The sequence below is a fragment of the Paenibacillus sp. JT22N12 genome (genome assembly GCF_056269365.1).
Map to the genome: position 1 here is coordinate 128902 of NZ_JBWDNU010000009.1, position 21142 is coordinate 150043.

General features: G+C 51.9%; 13 protein-coding genes and 2 pseudogenes. 4 read left to right on the plus strand and 11 right to left on the minus strand.

Annotated elements, in window-relative coordinates:
* Positions 1-150 precede the first annotated feature (150 nt).
* Positions 151-1170: pseudogene (locus tag AC0YOA_RS27005) on the plus strand (aldo/keto reductase).
* A 540-nt stretch (positions 1171-1710) separates the two neighbouring features.
* On the opposite strand, the gene AC0YOA_RS27010 reads toward AC0YOA_RS27005, so the two are convergent.
* The 5 genes and pseudogenes from AC0YOA_RS27010 to AC0YOA_RS27030 all read right to left on the minus strand — a co-directional run bounded on the left by AC0YOA_RS27010 (position 1711) and on the right by AC0YOA_RS27030 (position 10513).
* Positions 1711-8097 carry an Ig-like domain-containing protein gene (locus AC0YOA_RS27010; RefSeq protein WP_475789276.1) on the minus strand — a complete coding sequence of 2129 codons (6387 nt, stop codon included), beginning with the start codon at positions 8095-8097 and terminating at the stop codon, positions 1711-1713.
* Positions 8098-8555: 458 nt separating this feature from the next.
* Positions 8556-8711, minus strand: a pseudogene (locus AC0YOA_RS27015) (DUF6530 family protein); the annotation flags it as partial.
* Positions 8712-9121: 410 nt separating this feature from the next.
* Positions 9122-9700, minus strand: a complete 579-nt coding sequence (locus tag AC0YOA_RS27020) for a TMEM175 family protein (protein ID WP_475789277.1) — start codon at positions 9698-9700, stop codon at positions 9122-9124.
* Positions 9697-10116 (minus strand): antibiotic biosynthesis monooxygenase family protein, encoded by a 420-nt coding sequence (locus tag AC0YOA_RS27025; protein ID WP_475789388.1) that lies wholly within the window; start codon positions 10114-10116, stop codon positions 9697-9699. Before AC0YOA_RS27025 ends, AC0YOA_RS27020 begins: the two co-directional genes overlap by 4 nt.
* Positions 10117-10162: 46 nt before the next feature.
* Positions 10163-10513, minus strand: a complete 351-nt coding sequence (locus tag AC0YOA_RS27030) for a winged helix-turn-helix transcriptional regulator (protein WP_475789278.1) — start codon at positions 10511-10513, stop codon at positions 10163-10165.
* A 259-nt stretch (positions 10514-10772) separates the two neighbouring features.
* Between AC0YOA_RS27030 and AC0YOA_RS27035 the strand changes: the two genes are divergently transcribed.
* Positions 10773-11639: an MBL fold metallo-hydrolase gene (locus tag AC0YOA_RS27035; protein WP_475789279.1), complete on the plus strand. Its 867-nt coding sequence runs from the start codon at positions 10773-10775 to the stop codon at positions 11637-11639.
* Positions 11640-11723: 84 nt separating this feature from the next.
* Here the strand turns inward: AC0YOA_RS27035 and AC0YOA_RS27040 are convergent, their stop codons facing one another.
* Together AC0YOA_RS27040 and AC0YOA_RS27045 are read right to left on the minus strand one after the other, a co-directional pair.
* The gene (locus tag AC0YOA_RS27040) at positions 11724-12011 is read right to left on the minus strand and encodes a hypothetical protein (protein WP_475789280.1); all 288 of its coding nucleotides are present in this window, start codon (positions 12009-12011) and stop codon (positions 11724-11726) included.
* Positions 12008-12550, minus strand: coding sequence for a GNAT family N-acetyltransferase (locus AC0YOA_RS27045; protein ID WP_475789281.1), 543 nt, complete (start codon positions 12548-12550; stop codon positions 12008-12010). The genes AC0YOA_RS27040 and AC0YOA_RS27045 overlap by 4 nt, the downstream gene beginning before the upstream one ends.
* Before the next feature lie 202 nt (positions 12551-12752).
* Between AC0YOA_RS27045 and AC0YOA_RS27050 the strand changes: the two genes are divergently transcribed.
* Complete coding sequence (locus AC0YOA_RS27050; protein ID WP_475789282.1) at positions 12753-14024, plus strand: nickel pincer cofactor-dependent isomerase, group 22; 1272 nt, start codon at positions 12753-12755, stop codon at positions 14022-14024.
* Between the two features lie 136 nt (positions 14025-14160).
* Here the strand turns inward: AC0YOA_RS27050 and AC0YOA_RS27055 are convergent, their stop codons facing one another.
* The 3 genes from AC0YOA_RS27055 to AC0YOA_RS27065 all read right to left on the minus strand — a co-directional run bounded on the left by AC0YOA_RS27055 (position 14161) and on the right by AC0YOA_RS27065 (position 19184).
* Complete coding sequence (locus AC0YOA_RS27055; RefSeq protein WP_475789283.1) at positions 14161-16665, minus strand: right-handed parallel beta-helix repeat-containing protein; 2505 nt, start codon at positions 16663-16665, stop codon at positions 14161-14163.
* 214 nt (positions 16666-16879) lie between these two features.
* Entirely contained in the window at positions 16880-17287 is a 408-nt protein-coding gene (locus AC0YOA_RS27060; protein ID WP_210046523.1) for a DoxX family protein, read from the minus strand.
* An 85-nt stretch (positions 17288-17372) separates the two neighbouring features.
* Entirely contained in the window at positions 17373-19184 is a 1812-nt protein-coding gene (locus AC0YOA_RS27065; protein ID WP_475789284.1) for an ABC transporter substrate-binding protein, read from the minus strand.
* 103 nt (positions 19185-19287) lie between these two features.
* Here AC0YOA_RS27065 and AC0YOA_RS27070 point away from each other — a divergent pair, with 103 nt between their 5' ends.
* Positions 19288-19446, plus strand: coding sequence for a hypothetical protein (locus tag AC0YOA_RS27070; RefSeq protein WP_475789285.1), 159 nt, complete (start codon positions 19288-19290; stop codon positions 19444-19446).
* 21 nt (positions 19447-19467) lie between these two features.
* Here AC0YOA_RS27070 and AC0YOA_RS27075 read toward each other — a convergent pair whose 3' ends face one another.
* Positions 19468-21093 carry a hypothetical protein gene (locus tag AC0YOA_RS27075; RefSeq protein WP_475789286.1) on the minus strand — a complete coding sequence of 542 codons (1626 nt, stop codon included), beginning with the start codon at positions 21091-21093 and terminating at the stop codon, positions 19468-19470.
* Positions 21094-21142: the final 49 nt, after the last annotated feature.

Here is a 21142-nt window from a genome sequence, read left to right on the forward strand (position 1 = left end):
TCCTTCCCGTGATAACCAACGGGTTACAGGCGTGGCATGAGAATTTTGTACAATAATGCGGTTGTTTTGTTCAAGATGAACCTGGGTTCCGCCAGGTATAATTTGATTCAAGCGAAGTTCAAGCCATACAAAACGGGAGACTGGGAAAATATGAAATACGTTCAATTGGGCAATTCCGGATTAATCGTATCCAGGCTGGCATTCGGGGCAATGACATTTGGCACGGGAAATATTCCAAGCGTGTACAAGGTAGGACAAGATCATGCGCAGGGGTTAATAGATCAGGCACTCGCCGCTGGCATCAATTTCTTCGATACGGCGGACGGTTATGCAGATGGGCAAAGCGAGGAAATGCTGGGAAGGCTGCTGGGAGCACGCCGCAAGGAGACGGTCATCGCCACGAAAGCCGGATTTCGATCAGGCCCGGGCCTTGTTCAGGCAGGTCTGTCCCGCAAGCATTTGTTCGCTGCGTGCGAGGCGAGCCTGGCCCGTTTAAACACCGATTATATCGATCTGTATATCGTTCATAAGACAGATCCATTCACTCCCTTGGAAGAAACATTGGAGGCGCTTAACGATCTTGTCCGGCAGGGCAAGATCAGGTACATCGGCTATTCCAACTGGCCGGCCTGGCTGGCTGCACAGGCGGTTCAGATGCAGCGTGAACGCGGATGAGCCACCTTTATTAACGGGCAAATGTACTATTCCTTAGTCGGCAGAGATATCGAGCACGATACGGTTCCTTTCATGAAGAGCGCCGGGGTCGGATTAACGGTATGGAGTCCTCTGGCCAGCGGTTTCCTCAGCGGCAAATATACCCGCGACAATCTGAAGGATCCGAATAACAGACTGAGCGGCTTTGATTTTATCCCGCTTGACAAAGAATGGGGGTTCAGCATTCTTGATACGGTCGTTGACATCGCTCGTGCTCATGACGCAACACCGGCACAAGTGTCGCTCGCTTGGCTGCTGGCACAGTCTCATGTGAGCAGCGTGCTGATAGGCTCAAGCAAAGCCGCGCAGCTGGAGGAAAATTTGAATGCGGCCGATCTGAATTTGACATCAGAAGAAATCGCTCGGCTGGAGCAATTGACCCGCCCTGCACCGCTCTACCCGAATTGGTATACAACCATGACCCAGGATTCCTCCGTTGCGGAGGCATTGAAATAATAACCAGCAGAGAGAGATGGCCCCCAGGCGTTCAGCCTTATATTAGTCAACCCGTTCGCACGCGAAGGGCTGCCACGCGGCAGCCCTTCGGGTTGAGATTTCGTATTCCTTTAATAAACCGAACAGGGTCCCTTATATTTTTCGATCTGCAATAGCTCGATAATCGCCTGTCACCGCTAATGGGGTACTGCCGTTCAAATAGTCTTAGCCGTGATATTGAGCTTGTAATCTCCTTCAAGGCCAGCAACATACATATATATATATAAAACACTTTAGATGCTTGTGGTCTCTGGGTTTTGATATTGGCGGACGGCAAGATCGGCAACCTCGCAATTCGGCAGAATCGGGACGCGACCGGTGGCCGTCGGTAATCTTTTAGGCCCCCGCTAAGTGGCTAGCGCCTTTCTCGAAATGAAGGGGTATCCGATCTCTGGGTTCCCTCGGCTCCTCATCTCCCCCTTGCCCGGCCCAAATAAAACAAGCTTCGCCACCGCAGGCGGCAAAGCTTGTTCGGTTCAAATCTTGTCTCTATCCATTCGGTTATTTATTGATAAATTGCAAGTATGCCAGCATCCGCTGCAGCATAACGGCGCTTTGCGCGCGGGAAGCTTCCGCTTCCGGCGCAAACGCCGTACCGGCCATCCCTCGAACGATGCCCGTCTCAGCCAATTCCGCCGCCGCATTTGCAGCCCAACCCGCGATGTCCGCACCGTCGGCGAACGGCTGCAGCGCGGCGTTATCCGCCTCAGGCGATTTTCCGGCAAACGTCAGCGCTCTGCTGATCATTATCGCCATTTGCTCGCGCGTGATGCTTGCGTTAGGCCGGAAAGTACCGTCCTCATAGCCGTCGATCAGACCCGCTTGCCGCGCCGCTCCGACAGCGCCGGAGTACCAGCTGGCTGAATACACATCAGAGAACGGCCGATTCTCGATTTGCTCCGGCAATCCCAGCGCCCGCACGAGCAGTTCTGCAAATTCGGCGCGGGTAATTTTGTCGTCGGGAGCAAATTGGCCCCCCGGCCGTCCTTCGACGATCCGTTTGTTCGCCAGCAGTTCAATCTCTTGCCGCGCCCAATGTCCCGGCATGTCCGCGAAAGACTTGTCCGACTGTATGACCGTATAAAGGCCGTTCTGCGGCGATTCGATCGTAACCGTCGGCATTTCGCCTTTCGCGGCGCCTGCAAGAACGGAAGGCGCAAAATGCAGCCCGCCCTTCACATCGATCCAGACCGCCGTCGCCCTGTCCGGGTCGGCCGCCGCGGACAAGGCGATTGAACGCTCAACATAGCGGCGGCTGCCGCCGTCAATCGCCCGACCGTCCGCATCCAATGCAAAAGCAATCGGATGATCAAGCAGCGGGAGAGCCCCTTGCCTGCCCAACGCTTCCTTCAGCGCAGCGCTTTCCGCGTCCGACGCTTGTGCGATCGTCACCGTTACGATCGCTGTTTCCGGCAAGCTCTCGATCGCGCCAAGCTGCAGAAGCAAGCTGCTTTCATCCACGACCACCCGAATAGAGGTATTCGGCCACGCCTTTAGCGCATCCAGCAGCGCTGCCGCCGGCATGCTGACTTTGACCACCGAGCCGAGCCCTTCGATATCCAGCACCGCTTCCCCATAATCGGACACAAACGCCTGAGCCGTTTGCTCCGCAGTCAGCAGAAGCCATGCTACAGTCTGGCCGTCCGTGGACGTTTCCGTCTTCAGGCGCACCGCGGTACGGACGCCGTTGATTATAATGTCCGCCGTGCCTGAAGCATCGTCCTGCCCATCATCGATATAAGCGGGGCCGGTCGGATGATCTGGATCGTCGCCGGAGTTACCCGTGTTGCCGGGACCGCCAGAGTCGTCCGGCCCTCCCGGGTCGTCTGCGCTCGCCACAGTTACGGTCCGAGTCGCCGATGCCTGTTGGCCGATCGGATTTTGTACGTTATATTGCAGCGTATATTGTCCCGGCCGATCAACATCGACCGTTCCCGTTACCGCAATCGTCCCGCTCAAATCGCCGTAGTAGGCGTCCGTCGCCTTGGCACCCGGATCGACGAAAATCCCACTTGCCGTCAGCGTAATCGCCGACGGGCCAAGCAGCGTAACGACCGGCGGAGCGATTACGTACACCGCTCTTGTCACGGTCGGCGCCGCATTGCCGGTACTGTCCGTTACGTTGTAGTCGAGGTAATAAAATCTTACCTCGTCTGTATAGACCGCTCCCGTCACTGTAATAGCCCCGGACAGGTCGCCTTCCTGCTTATCCAGCGCCGTCGCGCCGGGATCTGCAAACACGCTTCCTACCGCGACGGTCAGCGGATTCGGCCCGTTTAGGCGAATGACCGGCACATCGCCATCATAGACATATACGTTCCGCGTCACCGTGGCTGCATTTCCCGCCCGATCGTTCGCGGTATATTGAAGCTCGTATTGGCCTAGCACGTCAGAATTAACGTCGCCAGTGGTGGCGATGGAAGAGGCCGGCAACTCCCCGTCAAGGTTGTCCGTCGCCGTCGCACCGGGCTCCGAGTAGGTTTCTCCTTGCGGGACATAGAATGGATTATCGCCGCTCAATTCAATGATCGGAGCCGTATTATCCAGAACAAAAGGTTCCGATACCCGGTCGCTGACATTGCCGGCTTCATCGACGGCGTGAATATGCAAATACCATTCGCCTTCCCCGCCGGTTTGCCTAAGAATGCCGCCGGTTGCGAAATCGGTCCAGTCTTCGTCGTTTTCGTCAGGCACCGCCGCGCTTTGCGTCCACATATATTTCAGAGACGTCAAGCCGGAGCTTGCCGCATCCGTCACCGACACTGTTGTTTCTGCGGTTGTTGCCGGATCGGGGTTGCCGTTCGGGCTGAATGCGACAGACGCTGCCGTCCTGTCATAAATCAGACTCAATACTTCCCCGGCCGTATTCCCGTTGCCTGCAGCGTCAGCGGCCACGCCGCCATACACGGCCACCGTAACCGGCCCTTCCGCGATCGGGGTCACTTCGAACAAGTACACATCTTCGCTCCCGACAATGCTTCCGGCAGTTCCGTTCGTTATCGTCACGTCGCCGTCCGCGAACCCGCTTACCGGTTCGTTGAACTTTGCCGTCACCGTAAACGGATGACTGGTGCTCTCCGCTGGCGTTGTCAGTGTCACAGCCGGTGAGGTCGCATCGTACGTGAACTCCAGATCCGCCGCGGCAATATTCCCGTTGCCCGCGACGTCCATAGCCACGCCTCCCGCCAGCTGCAACGTCACTGGTCCATCCGCGGACGGCGTGACCAGGAACGTGTACGTATCTTCGCTTCCTTCGATCGTCCTCGCGGTCCCGTTCGTCACTGTCACGTCGCCGTCCGCGAACCCGCTTACCGGCTCGCTGAACTTCGCCGTTACGATAAACGGCTGATTGGTTATGCTCGCCGCCATCGTATCTATCGTCACCGTCGGCGACGTATGATCGTACGTGCGCACCAGATCTGCCGCTGCCGTGTTCCCGTTGCCCGCATCGTCCAGTGCCACGCCCCCCGCCAGTTGTACCGTCACCGGTCCATCCGCAGTTGGCGATACCAGAATCGTGTACATGTCCCCGCTTCCTTCAATCGTTCCCGCGGTGCCGTTCGTCACCGTCACGTCGCCGTCCGCGAACCCGCTTACCGGCTCGCTGAACTTCGCCGTCACCGTGAACGGCTGATTGGTTATGCTCGCCACCATCGTAGTGAGCGTGACCACCGGTTTCGTATGATCGTACGTGCGTACCAGGTCTGCCGCCGTCGTGTTCCCGTTGCCAGCGTCATCGAGTGCTACGCCCCCCGCCAGTTGTACCGTCACCGGTCCGTCCGCGGTTGGCGATATAAGAAACGTGTACGTGTCCCCGCTTCCTTCAATCGTTCCCGCTGTGCCGTTCGTCACCGTCACTTCGCCGTCCGCGAACCCGCTTACCGGCTCGCTGAACTTCGCCGTCACCGTGAACGGCTGATTGGTTATGCTCGCCGCCATCGTAGTGAGCGTGACCGCCGGTTTCGTACGATCGTACGTGCGTACCAGGTCTGACGCAGCCGTGTTCCCGTTGCCAGCGTCATCGAGTGCCACGCCGCCCGCCAACTGCACCGTTACCGGTCCATCCGCCGCCGGCGTCACTTGGAACGTGTACGTGTCTCCGCTTCCTTCAATCGTGCCCGCTGTGCCGTTCGTTACCGTCACATCGCCGTCCGCGAAACCGTTTACCGATTCGCTAAATTTTACCGTCACCGTAAACGGCTGATTGGTTATGCTCGCCGCCAGCGACGTGAGCGTGACCGCCGGTTTCGTATGATCGTACGTGCGTACCAGGTCCGCTGCCGCCGTGTTCCCGTTGCCTGCGTCATCGAGTGCCACGCCGCCCGCCAACTGCACCGTTACCGGTCCATCCGCCGCCGGCGTTACTTGAAACGTGTATGTGTCTCCGCTTCCTTCAATCGTGCCTGCTGTGCCGTTCGTTACCGTCACATCGCCGTCCGCGAAGCCATTTACCGATTCGCTAAATTTTGCCGTCACCGTAAACGGCTGGTTGGTGCTGCTTCCAGCAGTCGTACTCAGCGCCGCCGTCGGAGGCGTATGGTCATACGCAACCACCAAGTCCGTCGCGGCCGTATTCCTGTTGCCCGCGTCATCGAGTGCCACGCCGTCCGCCAGCTGAACCTTTACCGGTCCTTCAGCTGCCGGTGTGACCTGAAACGTGTACGTATCCTCGCTGCCTCCGACCGGTCCCGCTGTCCCGTTCATTACCGTCACGTCGCCGTCTGCGAAGCCGTTTACCGCATCGCTGAACTTCGCCGTCACCGTAAACGGTCGGTTAGTGCTGCTCCCAGCAGTCGTACTCAGCGCTGCCGTCGGCGGCGTATGGTCATACGCAACCACCAAGTCCGTCGCGGCCGTATTCCCGTTGCCCGCGGCGTCTAAAGCTGCGCCGCCAACCACTTTCACCGTCACCGACCCTTCAACCGCCGGTGTGACCTGAAACGTGTACGTGTCTTCGCTGCCTCCGATCGTTCCCGCGGTCCCGTTCATTACCGTCACGTCACCGGTCTCGAAGCCGTTTACAGCTTCGCTGAACTTCGCGGTCACCGTAAACGACTGATTGGTTATGCTCTCCGGCGCAGCGAGCGTGACCGTTGGCTGCGTCTCATCGTACATAAGCGTCAGATCCGCCGCTGCTGCATTTCCGTTGCCCGCGGCATCGGTGGACACGCTGCCTGCCACTTTTATCGTGACCGGGCCTTCACCATCTGGCTCGACCTGAAACGAGTAAATACTTCCACTGCCTCCGATCGTTCCTGCGATTCCGTTCATCAGCTTCACGTCGCCGTCCGCGAAGCCGCTTACCGCTTCACTGAATGTTGCCGTCACCATAAAGGGCTGGTTGGTTATGCTCCCCGCCGTCGTAGTCAGTTCAACCGTCGGCGCTGTATGGTCGTAAGTGATCGTCAGGTCCGCCGAAGGCGCATTGCCGTTGCCATAGGCGTCCAAAGCCACGCCGCCCACTATCTTTACCGTCACCGGTCCACCTGCTGCCGGCGTAACCAGGAACGTGTACGTATCTTCGCTGCCTTCAATTGTGCCCGCGGTCCCGTTCGTTACCGACACCTCGCCATCCGCGAAGCCGCTTACCGCTTCGCTGAATGTCGCCGTCACCGTAAACGGTTGATTGGTACTGCTTCCCACCGAAGCAGTCAGTTCAACCGTCGGCAAAATCAAATCCTCAGTGTAATGCGCAAAAAGCGTCATGCTGCCGCTGATTTCGCTCGTTTCCGTAAACCGCACTCCGCCGGTAGGCTGCGTATACCATCCGTCCAGAATATAACCTGTACGTGACAAAGTCGGCAAGGTTGTGCCGGCCGCTGCCAATGATGCCGTATAAATATGTACGGGGGTCGGATTCGTTTGCGGTACGCCGTTCCAGTCGAAATTGACGGTAAAATTATTTCCGTCAATGACTCCGGTAATCGCCCCGTTGATCGTTCCGGTGTTCGTAACCGTAACGCCCTCCGGAATCGATAATTGACTTCCGCTTGCAACTTTAATCGTTCCGGAGTTGACTAATGAACCGAAAGGAGTGCCGCCGATTGACGGACCTTGTCCATTGCCGGATACGGTTACGATTCCTCCCGTAATCGTCACGTTAGCACCCGGGGCCTGATATCCACCCCCGATGCCCGCGCCTCCGTTATTTCCGGTTGCGGTCACGTTCCCGCCGTTGATCGTTACTGTTCCACCAGCTCTGCCATTACGACCGCTACCTATACCCGCGCCTAAGGGGCCGCCGGTTGCGGTCACGTTCCCGCCGTTGATCGTTACCGTGCCGGTAGTGCCGCCGCTGTTGCCACCGATACCGGCTCCGGCCCCACTGGCGACAGCCGTCACAGTCCCGCCGTTGATCGTTACCGTACCACCGCCGGGGCTTTGCTGTCCCCCGCCAATAGCCGCTGCATCAAAGCCCCCGTAAGCCCTCACTGTACCGCTATCAATAACGATTGTCCCCGCGGAAGATTTAAAATCCCCCCCGATTGCGGCGCCAACACCGGCGGTAGAGTCGGCCGTCAACGTTCCGTTGCCAACGGAATCCCTAATTGTCAGAGAAGCTCCGACACGAACCTGAATGGCCGCGGCGGACAAATCAGTGGATTTAACGGACAGACTGTGCCCGGCCAAGTCGAGGATCAAGCTTTTCGACATGACGGAGAGCGTACCGGATAATTGTTCAATATTGTCGCCCAGCTTGACGATGCTGCCGCTGGCTTCGGTAGCGAACGCATTCGTCAATTCCTCCCATGTCGCCACTGTCGCATCTGCATACGCCGGCTGGCTGCCGACTGCGGACAAGAGTCCGAAGAAGAGCATCAGGCAGATTGCTCCATATGTCCCTCTTTTCCACAAACTCCGCACCGCCCACCGCAAACTATATTTCATACCTCACTTCCTTTCCGGTAAATACGTCCAGAAAGACGCCGCCGCGCCGGATCTTCTCGGACGTATATGCTACCCTTCGTCCTGCAAAACGCACTGACGCTACGATCGGATTTGATATAATAATTGCGTAAGCCAAGTTCTCCCCCCTTTTTTATATATATCGGCAGGCAATGCAGGGCTTTTAACTCCTTTTTATGTATTGTCTTGCCCAATATGGGCTTAAAAGCCTATAACTATTTCTCCATCTCCTATGCGGATCTTCATTCAGTCAAAGCGTATCGATAAGCCTGGGGGGGACTCGGCTGGCAGCATGTAAAAGCCAGATAGGCAAACAGTACTTTTTCTTTGTTTGTATCGAAACGAAACGGCTTCTTGCGTTCATTTACCGTTTCGATATGACCAAGCAAATTCAAGAATTTCATTGTTTAGTGACGTTGGTCTGGTTCCCTCGGGAGAAGTTAATAACCCATATCCTTTACGATATTTGATAACGTGCGCAGACGTTCACTGATCATCTCATCGTCATCACTCAGAGCTTGGTTGAACAGTTTAATATCTTCATTGATTCTCTCATTGTCCATACATATCCCCACGGTCAAGGCATCCCCTTGGATAAAAAATAAAAAACCGCGTTTTACGCGGTTCCCTTACGATGTATGTTCTTGTTCTTCGACTGTCGGATACGTATATATCATTAACCTGTACCTTTAAGTAATACGGAGAGTAATAATCGTCATCCTCAAATTTGCTATTAACGGCAATCCTGTTTTGATGATCCCACAGTTCAAACACTGCCTAACGATATTCTCTCAGGCACCTTAAACACCGAGGCATAGTCATAGGCCTTGGGTTTTGCCTCGGATGCATGTAATAATGGAAACGCCACCTGACACGCTTGCTCTGCCCAAATTATCACCCTTTTCGTTCCACTCTTCAACTTATGAAACCGGCTGAAGCACGGTGTCAGTTCTCAAGAGGTGCCGCATCCTATGCGATAGATTGACAAGAATGGGCAGGGGTTGTTTTATCCATTTTTCTTACCAATAAAATAGATCGGGACTGCCGCGTATACGGCAATCGAAATATATGGAGAGACGAAAGCGATACCTATTGCGGCAATGTAAACAGTCAAATGCAGCCAAGTATTCTTGAAAGAAAGCGCGTTCCCGCTAGCATTGAACGGATGACCGGCATTCTTGTTTAGTATATGGTGATACAGGCCATAATAACTCCCTCCGCAGAGCAGGCCGATTATCCCATACAAAATAGAAGGAAAACGAAGGCTCGGGTATTCACCCATGAGCGCTGTCGGGTATGGGATGAAAGCGATAAACATCAGAAAAATGCCGTTCAGAATAATCGTCTTGCGATCCATGTATTCGGCTCTATGAAACAACTGATGATGAGACATCCACCAAACAATGAGAACCAGAAAACTGATTATATAGCTGAGAACAACGGGCAGATCATGGATAAAATCCTTTGCGAGCACCCAATCTCCCTCGGAGGATTCGAGCTTGGGAACTTTAAATTCAAGGATAAGAATGGTCATCACGATGGCTATGACGCCGTCGCTCAGAGCCTCAAGCCGGGTCTTGGTCATCGGTCGCTTGCTGCGATAACGCTATAATGCTTCATCTCCAGGATCGCGTTGAAGAAGGGTTTAACTAATGCAAAAAAATGCTGAAATTCCGGACTCCTGCGAAATCCTTGCATATGTCCCTCCATCGATTCCCATTCGATTCGGACAATGAAATGATTAGGTTCTTCAACGCCGTTTATTATTTCATAGGACAAACAATGCGGAGAGCGGTTTAAATACGTCCCGGCCTCTGTATAAGCTGTTATGAAATGCTGAGCTGATTCTGGCGCTATGTCATACCGGATGATTTCCACTACCATGGGTATCCCACCTTCATATAATTTATTCTGGCTGCGTTTAATGATCTGTATGGCCTGTCGCAGATCAGAAAAGTGCATATCCACATCCAGAATTATAAAAGAGCAGGTCCCAAACATACAATACGGCACATTTTTGTTCGTTGAATGCTGCCTGAGCTGCGGACTATCCTCCGGACGTCCCCATTGTCCTCACTTGCAGGTTGAATTCATGCATACGCTGTTTGCCCCATTCGCACATAAGCTCAAGAATCGGCTCAACACTCTTGCCGTACTCGGTGAGAGAATACTCGACCCTTTTAATCCGCTCCTCAAATACGACCCTCTGAATCAAGCCGTCCTCCTCCAGCTCCTTCAATTGAAGGGTCAGCATCCGCTGTGTAATATTCGGCATCCGCTGTTGAAGCTGACTGTAGCGTAAAGCCCGGTTGGAAAGATACCGCAGGATGACTGTCTTCCATTTGCCACCCAATACATCTAATGTCACTTCTACCGGACAACCATATACTTTGGTCATGGCAATACCACTCCTCTTCAATGCTTGGTCAGATAAGGGAGAGAACAAGATTTTTTATGGCCCGCAGTTCAACCTCTATAATAGTTTAAAATGAGGTCACATGGTTTTCAACATTTTCCGCTAAGTGATTGCCGTCCCGGGAACCGTATGGGAATATAAGGAGAACAGCGAATCTTGTCTGCTTGCCAGGATAACCATCCATCCGGTCCAGACTATAAAGTTGATCCCACATTTGAATTTTATAAGGAGATGATTCTGCATGTCCCAGGAAATGCCGCCGGAACCGTCCGCCTCCCAAGTCATTGCACCCTATACCAGGATGATCACGGCTGAGGACTTTACCGCATCCAACCGCACCTCAATTTGGTGGCTGTCCGGAGCCGGGTTTCTGATCAACGCCCGCGGAACGCTCATTATGATTGATCCCGTCATTATGATGAAGGACGGCTCCCCTGTCGTAAATGAGCTTGGCCACCGGATGCTGGTGCCTCTGCCGATTGTGGCGGCGGATGTTCCGCATCTGGATGCTGTGCTCTATTCGCATATGGATAATGATCACCTGGCGCCGGATACAGCCGCGGCTCTGATTCGGGCGGGCGGCATGTACGGAGGTCCCGCCATCGTTGTACGGGAGCTTGCGCGGCTGGGAGTACCGGCCGATCAAGCCCGGGCTTTCCGTATCGGCGAGACCTTCCGGGTCGGAAATGTTGAAATCACCCTCACGCGGGCCGACCATGCCTGGCAAATTTCCGATCCGGAAAAACTCGGTCCGCCGTACGGGCCGGAGGACTGCTGCGGCTTTTTGATCAGCAGCCCGGATGGAATTATCTGGTACACGGGAGATAGCCGTCTTCTGCCCGAGCATCTGGAGATGAGCGGAGTCGACCTCCTGCTGCTGGATGTATCAAATGATCCGTATCACTTCGGAATTGAGAATGCCGTTAAATTGGCCAACCATCTTGGCGATGCTGATCTTATCGCGCATCACTACGGTACATATGACGCGCCTGAATCGCTGCCGTTCAACGGCGATCCGGCCAAGCTGTCTTGCGGCATTACCCGTTCGGAGAGCAGATTCCATATACTCGAGCCCGGAGAACGATACGATCTGAAAACGACGAAGTAAGCTGCCAGAGCCACGCCTTAACTGCGAGGCGTGGCTCTTATCAGGGACTTTGGCAGCTGAGCACCATACAATGATCGGGCGATCCTACGGACCGAAGAATAACGTGCCAAAAAACATCATCAAAAAGAAGCTCAGCAAAGCAATACCATTAAGCCCAATCAAAGTCATATCCAGGGTAGAACCTGTTTTTTTATAAGCAAGCCCCGCACAAACAATCCCGATTGGCGGGAATATGAACGTTGACAATATTCCCAAACCGTCATAGCGCTGATGATAATCTATAAACAATCCATCCACTAGAAACAGGATAATTGCGGCAAGAAAAGTCCCCATTGCAATCGAACGGAAAATTCTCAGCTTCAATATGTTCAACAATCCCCTCCACCAACATATTCATTTTCTAAAATAGAATATTGATGGGAGTCATGCCATTTCCCTTTATGCCGCATATGCTCCCTGATATGTCCTTCGTATGTCATCCCTATTTTTTGCATCACTTTGGCTGACCCAATGTTATCCGGGCGGCAAGTCGCGAATATTCGATGGAGACCAAGCTCGCGGAAACCAAATCCAAGCAGAGCATCAGCAGCTTCAGTTGCGAAGCCGTTTCCCCAGAAAAGCGGATTAAAACAATATCCTATCTCCCCTTGTGATGGGCTGGACAGGTGGATGCCGCAGCCGCCGATCAGCTGCCTTGTTTCTTTCAAGACTGCCGCGACTTCATAGTCAAGGCGGGGCATTTGCTCTTGCATTTCAATTACCGTATTTAGATAGTCTTGTGTATCTTCTTTTGAGTTGGGTCCCCATATCATATGCTTGACTACTAATGGGTTCGATGCATAGACATGTATATCTTCCAAATCCTCGAGCCTAAATTCTCTTATAATCAATCTCCTGGTTTCGAGAATCATTGTAACCCTCCTTCATTTGATCAAAAAAAACTATTTATGCTATTGAATTCTTGCAAAATCCTTGATTTCCTGTTTCTATCCAACAAACAATCACATGATGCCGAGTGCAGCAGCCACTCTAAATTTGTTTATTCCGATTGCCCCGGAATGACAAAGCGGATAAACTGGAGTATAGACGCAATAAAGAAAAGGAGACTTCAGAATGAATATACTCAGTCAACTGCTTGAGCCGATCCCGATTCCGAAGATGGTTCGAATACGGCAGAGATTCGACGGGATGAAGCTCGATGATCCTGCCGGGGAACTGCTCCGAAAGCTTGATGCCTGTCCTGCAATGAGTCAGATTCTACCCGGACAAAGAGTGGCCGTCGCTGTTGGAAGCAGAGGAGTTGCAAATATCGCCGCGTTCACCAAAACATTGGTAGAAGCGATAAAAGCACGGCATGCGCATCCTTTTATCGTACCTTGCATGGGCAGTCATGGCGGAGCCACAGCTGAAGGGCAGAAGGACGTTTTGAAATACCTCGGCATCACAGAATTATCCGTCGGAGCGCCGATCCTTTCTTCGATGGAGGTCGTTCAGCTGGATGAACTGGAGAATGGATTGCCTGTTTATGTAGATAAAATCGCGTCCGAAGCGGATGCCATTGTGGTGATGAACAGAGTGAAACCGCATACCGCTTTTCGCGGACCATTTGAAAGCGGAATCATGAAGATGATCTCCATCGGTTTAGGGAAGCAGAAGGGGGCGGAAGCCTGCCACCAGCTGGGCTTTGCGTATATGGCGGAGAATGTTCCGAAAATGGCGAAGCTTATGATGGACAAATTGCCGATTTTGTTCGGAGTGGCCCTGATCGAGAATGCCTATGATGAAACATGCCGGATCGAGGTGCTTGCGGCGGATCAGATTGAAGCGTTGGAGCCAGCTCTCCTTATTGAGGCGAAGCAAAGGCTTCCAAAGATCTTGTTCTCGCGGCTGGATGTGCTCGTCATTGATTATATCGGCAAAAATATAAGCGGAGACGGCATGGATCCTAATATTACAGGCAGATACCCTACGCCCTATGCGCATGGCGGGCCTGAGGTAAGCAAGATGGTCGTCCTTGATTTGACGCCCGAAACGAAAGGGAACGCGAACGGTGTCGGGACAGCGGACTTTACAACTTCGCGCCTGGTCGAGCAAGCCGACTGGCCAGTCACCTATGCGAATGGCCTGACTTCAACCGTATGCGCCCCAACGAAGATAGCGACCACCCTGCCTAATGACAGGGACGCTATCAAAGCGGCTGTCAAGACATGCAATATTTTGGATTATACCGCCTGCAGAATGGTGCGCATTCAAGATACGCTGCATCTGGGGGAAATCGAGATATCCGAAACGCTGCTGGAAGAAGCGCGGAACCATCCGGATATTGAGATTTTAACGGAGGGCTATGAACTGGCGTTTGACGAAAGCGGGCATTTGAGGAAATGAGCCCGGCATGCAGCCCCTGATTCTCCAGGCCTTACATGAATCTGGAGCTTCTTTAAATGAGCGCAATGAGACGACTGAAGCCATTTTTCTGTCGCTCGTTGCGTTTTTTTCATTGATGTATCCGTCAAATATTATTTTAAATTTTTCCCACAGCAGCAAAAGCTGCCAGGTAGCCGCTGTCAGTCCAAACCACAGTCCCATCAGCAACTGTGTTTCCTTCAACTGTTGGCCAGGCTGGAGCCGCAGCGCCGGTCGTACCTGCAGTCGTAACCGTATAAACTCGGCCTCCTGCATTTACTTGATCGCCAAGCGCTTTGACTGTGGCAGCAGTCCATAGAATATTATTAGCGGTCCTTGGCAAATCATCCGGCGTACCCGCTCTGGATAAGCACAGCCAATATTCAGGTTCACCGGCAGCCGGATAGGCATTTCGGATGACTTGACCCGTAAAGAAAATGCCATACGTCGGTACGGTATCTCTTTCCTTATCCGGATCGTATCCAACATACACATTCTCTCTTGCAGGCAAAGTGATATTGCTGAATATATTTCGTGCAGAGATGAAGGATTTAATTATACCCTTGCTGTTGTAGAAACCAAGCGTCAATTTAGAAGGACCGGTATAGATGATGCGGCTTCTTTTCAAAGCAAAGGTGAAGAGCGGCGGCAGCCCGGCGGTCAAATCGTTCTTGATCAGATACAGGAAGGCGGTATTATTGATCGTAAGCTGGCTGTCTTCAATTTGTACGGTGCCTTTCGAAGTATTGAAATTGGTTTGTACAAGCCAGGTCAGCGTATTTAGAATGACCGTACAGTCCTTCAGGCCGGTGTATGGGTACTGACCATTTGTATTGGTATTTCCGATAAACACAATCGTATCGGTAAGCTTGCTTTTGAAAATATTTACTTTCCGTTCTTTCATTGCGTACAGAAGATTGTCAATCTGGCAGGATTCAAACGTACTGTTATAGAAATTCACATTTTCATTAACGGTCTGTTGGTTGCGGGTATTTACCCGAATCGTTGTATTTTTGGCGTCCAGACGATTTATTTCATAGGCTTTGAGCGTAATCAGTTTTCTGGCGCCTTTTACTTCCATCGTGCAATCTTCGATATGGTTAATTGTGATCATGGGTGCGCCGGAGAAAGTATCGCTCCACCGGAAGTGGTTGCCCCTGAATACGCATCTGTCATCGTCAGGGTAAGCGAGGTTGACTACGTCCTCGAATGTATTGCCCTCGGCTGTGATATGGTAACCCACGCCATTGTTCAGCAGCAGATTGCCGCCGACGATTGTATTGTCTCTGTATGTTACATGCGCGTTTTGGAAAACCGCAGTCATAAGCCCAAGGGAAGTGCCGCATTTGTAAATGAAATTGCCGGTTACGACTCCTTTTTTCAGGATGTACAGATTGATAGCTGTACCCAGGCAGTTATAGAGCCGGTTGTTTTCTATCGTTGGAAAGTAGGCGCCGCACAAGATGCCATGAAAGCAGTTATACATAATGTTATTGCGGATGAGCGTATTGTCGCCAAACGAATCCTCCTGATTGATGCAGTACCTGGTTGGATCGTTAAATATAGGCTTGCCGTCCAGATACTCGACGCCGATATCGTGAAGGATGTTGTTTTGAATAATCAGATCGTTGCCGCCCGGCGTAATGCCTCCTCTATGGCAGCCAAAGATTTCATTGTCCTCAACCGTACAATGATGCGGCGTCAAGCCGAATTTCAGATGAATCTGCATATCCTTGGTTATATTCGTTTCGTTGTAGAATACGAAACGAAACATCGCAGCACCTGGTACGATTGTGATCGGTTTGTATATCTTTTGGTTGCTGAAACCTCGGATGAAGGCACCAGCAGCATTGTAGTAATAGATACCAACCTCTTTTGCATTGATCGCAGTTGCACGGGTATATCCAAATCCTGCAATAAGAAAAGCCTGATGTGGCGGTATATGTGCAGGTATAGTAAGCAGCTTGCTGACCATGTTTGTAGTTGAAGCCATAAGTGCGCCGGTATTGGGGTTGATATCGCTTACAGACAAGCCTAGTCCAAATTCTACCATCTCTGCTGCGCCGGAATTAATGAACGATATCCCGTCGGCCATAAAATAACTGACCGTATTTTTACTTACGGTAATGTAATTGGCTCCTTTACCGATCTGTATGCCGTTTGTCCATTCATTTTTCCGTTCTTCGTTAGGAACAGCAAATGAACGGTCGGCTTTGTCTCCAATAATAATCCCCTTAATGAGACTCGTATGTGTACACTCTTCGATTTTAAAAGCAACGCCAGGTACTTGATTGCTTGGGAAGGCATAGTAATCACGCAGCACACTTCGATCTGCAGTGTCATAGGGAGACTGCGCTTCGGAATCGTATATTTCCTTGAAGGTAGAACCGTTGAGATCGACCGTAATATAGCTGTCGGTGATCTTGATGGAATTGGGATAACATAACGCATACTCGCCCTTAGGAACGATAATGTAGCTATATCCCTGATCCGCTGCCCATGCGATAGCATTTGTGAATCCATTCACATTGTTATTCGCTCGGTTGTAGTCAGCCGTCACGTAAGGCTTAGATGGTAGTCCAGTAGTGATGTTCCAGAGAGCCAGATCAATAGTATACATCATACTAAAACCTCCTATTGTATTGAGAGCTTTGTCGTTTTAGCATATTCCGCATCGATAAGAATAGTCTGTGCATGTGAGCAAATTAGATGAATGTCTCACGCCGCGATTCCTCCGGTCTTTCATCAGAACATGAATCCGCGCAGAAAAAACCGTCCGGCTGCCCGGACGGTCCTTGCGTGCATCGACTATCATGTTATCGGATACGATGAACTACCTATCTATCCAGCCCTCTGTCCGTAAACGGCATGAGCTGGCGCACTTTATCATTGCTCAACCAAACTCCTCCCCAAGTCAAAACAGCAAGGTAGACCGGAAAGAGAATCGTACTAAAAAGCGGGGCGTCCATCCGAATCTGCGTAGCAAGCACTCCGCCATAATATCCGGTCAGCAGCAGCGCGCCCAGGAATGACGTGCGTGGAACGGCATACAAAATAGTAGAAAGGAGTCCGAGTATTCCAATAACCATAATATGATGCTCGGCATATCCCAGCGTGACTGTGCCTTCCACAACCTGGGCAGGCTTGAACAATTTAAGGATACTGTCGAACAGCATAAATATAATCGTTACCCCGCTCATGATTCGCGCCGTCCAAAGCCGTCCTTTTGAAATGCTGGTAGTCATGATTTATCCCACCTTCTCAAATTCTGGATAAACCCATATTAGCATAAGCGGATAAGCCGGATTTCTTCTGAATTGCTATATTCACTCATTTGTCCTTAGTCTCAAACCACACTCTTCTGAAGTCCACCCAGCCTATCGAGTTGAGATGAACCCCTTTCAGGGATGGATGTACCTGTGTTTTGAGCGGACGATGATACAAATAGAGTACGGCATCATCCAGCTTGAGCATCTGCTCCAGCTCTTTGGAGATCTCGTAACGTTTGGCAGGTGAAGATTCCTCGTACACTCGCTGGACGATACCCTCGATCTGCTGCAAGTTCCCCGGACGCAGGTTTTTATGGAAGCAGCTGTTCCCGGACAGAAATAACTCAATCATCGAAAATGCCGATTCATCCTCCGTTACGATAGAACCGATGGCCAAATCCTCCTGCTTGATTCCAGCATCCTTCACCATACTATTCTTGGGTGGTTCAATAACATCCAGCTCGACACCCAGAATCCCGCATTCCTCTATAAACCATTGTGTGCTTTCATTGGATAATGCTGCATATACCGTTACTTTTTCTTCCTTGTAGCCGCTATCCGCCAACAGCTTCCGGGCTAACTCAGGGTCATAAGCAGCTTCATAACCGGTAATCTCAGGATCGGGAAAGAAGCTTTCCACGGCTTTGGCATCTGTTGAAACCATGATTTCCAGCAGCCTCCTGCGGTTCAATCCATGAAACAAAGCCCTGCGGAATAACGGATTCTGCTGCGGACCCTCCTTGGATAAATTAAAGGAAATATAATGACAGGAAACAGCGCTGGTCTCAACCTCCAGCCAAGCGGACGGGGCCTGCATCCCCAGCTCGCCGCAAAGATAATTGCGCATTTGATAGGAATCGGTATCGCGCTTCCCGCTGCTCATATTCCGCTCCGGCGTCCGCCATATCTCTACCCGGTCCAGATGGGCGCGCTTGTCAAAATATTGCTGGTAGGCCTCAAGCACAATCATATTATCGTCATTTTTCACCAGCTTGAAAGGCCCCGTACCTACTGGCAATCTCGTGAATTGTCTTCCCAGGTCCAGTACGGCATCCCGCGGAACAATGGAGGTGGGGTCAAAGCTTAAATTCCGCAGGAACAAGTGATTGGTTTTGGTCAGAAATATCCGCAGGACATAGTTATTGACCACTTCAACCCGGGAAATATCGGAGACCAGCCAGCGGAAGGGGGCCTTGATCTCATCGTCATTCAACCGTTCCATTGTAAACTTCACGTCATGGGCAGTAAGCTCCCGGCCATGATGAAAATAAATCCCTTTGCGGATATAAAATATCCATTCCGTACCTTGTTCATTCTTCCTCCAATAATGCGCGATATGAGGCTCAATGCGGTCGTGAAGCGAATCGTACCGGACCAGACAATCAAAGACATGCTTGACCAGATGCGACTCCACCGCATAGAGCATAAAAATCGGGTCGATATACTGAATCGTTCTATCATATGGAATCCGCAGTGTTTCCATAACATCCATATTCTTCGTTTCCGTCCGGTAGCCAAAATGGGTATCGAGCCAGTACATGAACTGCTCTTTAACAAAGGGCAAGTGCGCGTATTCATCCAGAAAAGCAAACGCCTGTTTAAGATCCCCTTTTTCCACATACTGCTGTGCGATTTGCAGAACGATCGACTCTTGGGAGACGAGGAAGGTCATTTGCGAGCGATTACCTCGTCCCCTTCCTGCAACCCACTCAATCCACTGCTGCTCTTCCATTTTACGCAGAATCAAATTCACGTTGCGCCCGGAGCATTCCAATAAATCTGTCAGCTCCTGCAGGGTGATTTCGAAGCTCGTTCCCCGCATTTCGTTCAGATGCAATTGCCTTATTTTCAAATACTGCTGCTGCAGAATCATGCCGGTCACCTGCCCTGAATAAAAGATGAAATATATAATTAATACTTTACAATTTTTATTCATCTTTATCCAGCTATAATAAAAAACAAAGGGGATGTGACAAATGAACAACCTGTATGAATACGAAACGAGAATGAATCAAATCAGAGACGATGTGGAAAAAGCTGCTCGCGAGGCATGGAAAACATCACCTCAAGCGCCGCCTGGCCAGTTGGTTCTTCAGTTGATAAGAAGCCTGACTCTGTGGCTGCAAAAGCTGTGAGCAGCATCGTACATCTGTTGTCTAGCCGTCAAATTCTACCTTTCCCGTAACTCCCGGTTGGGTCACCAGCGGCCTCTCCACACCCTCGAAGAGGTTGCGGCTCACCGAAACTTCATCCGCATCGATCGCGTGAACGCCAATCGCCGAATTTCTGAATACATTGCCGTTAATCGCAATATGCCGGTTGTACGGTCCATCGAAGCCGGAGGATTTGATGCCGATGCACCCTTCTGCGCCATATCGCGGATAGAAGCCGCAGTGGTCGAATATGCAATCCTCTATACGGATATGCGTCGCATGGCCTCCCTCGGCATGGGTTGGAAGCTCCGCCCCCAGAAGAATACCCGGGTTCATTGTATTGCGGTATGTACAGCGCTGGATCGTAACATGGTCGTTCCTCACCAGATGGCCTGCCCCGGCGATGTTGACAAATTCCGAGTCTGTGCATGTGTAGCTGTCAGCCTCCCAGCAGTCTGCCGCGCACAGCGTGCCTTCGAGCGCGAATGCGGGAATCTCCTCCTGCAATCGTATACGATATTGATGGCCCCCTTCGGTCTTCTCCTCCAGCGACCATTCCTCAATCAACCTTCGTTCCATATGCGCCCCGTCATAAAATTCAATATGGCTGCCAATCTGCAGCGGCGCATACGTGTACTTGCAGAAGAAAACAGCTTGAAGCGGAGACAGCTTGCGCTCCAGAAACAGCCAGTTGCTCTGAATATTCTGCCCGTCCATCCTGACGCCTTCCACATACATCCGGTTAATCCCGATATGGCCGCTGCACTTGAACAGCTTCCAGGCATCGCGCGGTGCCGTGAACAAAAGGTTCCCGTCAGGCTTGAAGACGACACCGTCGGCACGTATATGCCGGCAGCTTTCCGTCAACATGGCGAAGCCGTTCGCATTCTTAATGCGAAGCCGGCTGAGCTCCAAATTGTCGCACCGGGCGAAGTAAATCTGGAAATCCGTCCGGGCGCCTTGATGCCATGACAAATGCTCGCCCAGCTGCACTTTGGAGGCAACCGATTGGCTGTTCAAGACAAAACTCCGCTCGCCGACCTGCTCCCAATCCGCGTCGGCCCCACCGCCATAGGTGACGCTCTCGCCGGTCAACGCGCCGGTCAAAGGATCCAGGCGGTTCATGCAGTAGGTGCCCATCCCCTCATGGCAGGGATTCCCTGCGAACACCTCAACCGTAATGGAGGATTCCGAACGGCTTGTGACGATTCCCGCAGAAGCAAATTCAGGCTCCCGCGTAAAGGCCAAATGACGCAGGCCAAGGGCTTCATTGTCTTCGCACCACAGGATCGAAGGCAGATAACCGTTGACACTCCCGTCATTGTATCCCGCCAGAACGGTGGCCGGCTCGCCATTATCGCCAATCGCTCCCTGCAGCGTCAAGCCTTTCGTACCGCTTATCGCAATATGGGTATCCTTCCACAGCTGATGGCCGCTCCCCGCATCATGCACCATCCCTTCGGTCTGGACAACCTCCACCGAGGTGAGCCTGTATGTCCCCGCCTCAAATACGATTAACCCTGCTTCAGCCTCCAGTGCTGCCCGAATCGCTTCCCGAATTCCTTCCGCGCTATCACACTCGGATGGCGAGGTGTAATCCTTCACATATATGATTTTATCCGAACTCATACTTTCTCCTTCTTTCTCCCATTAGTCTTGGAGCAGCCTCAGCTCAGCC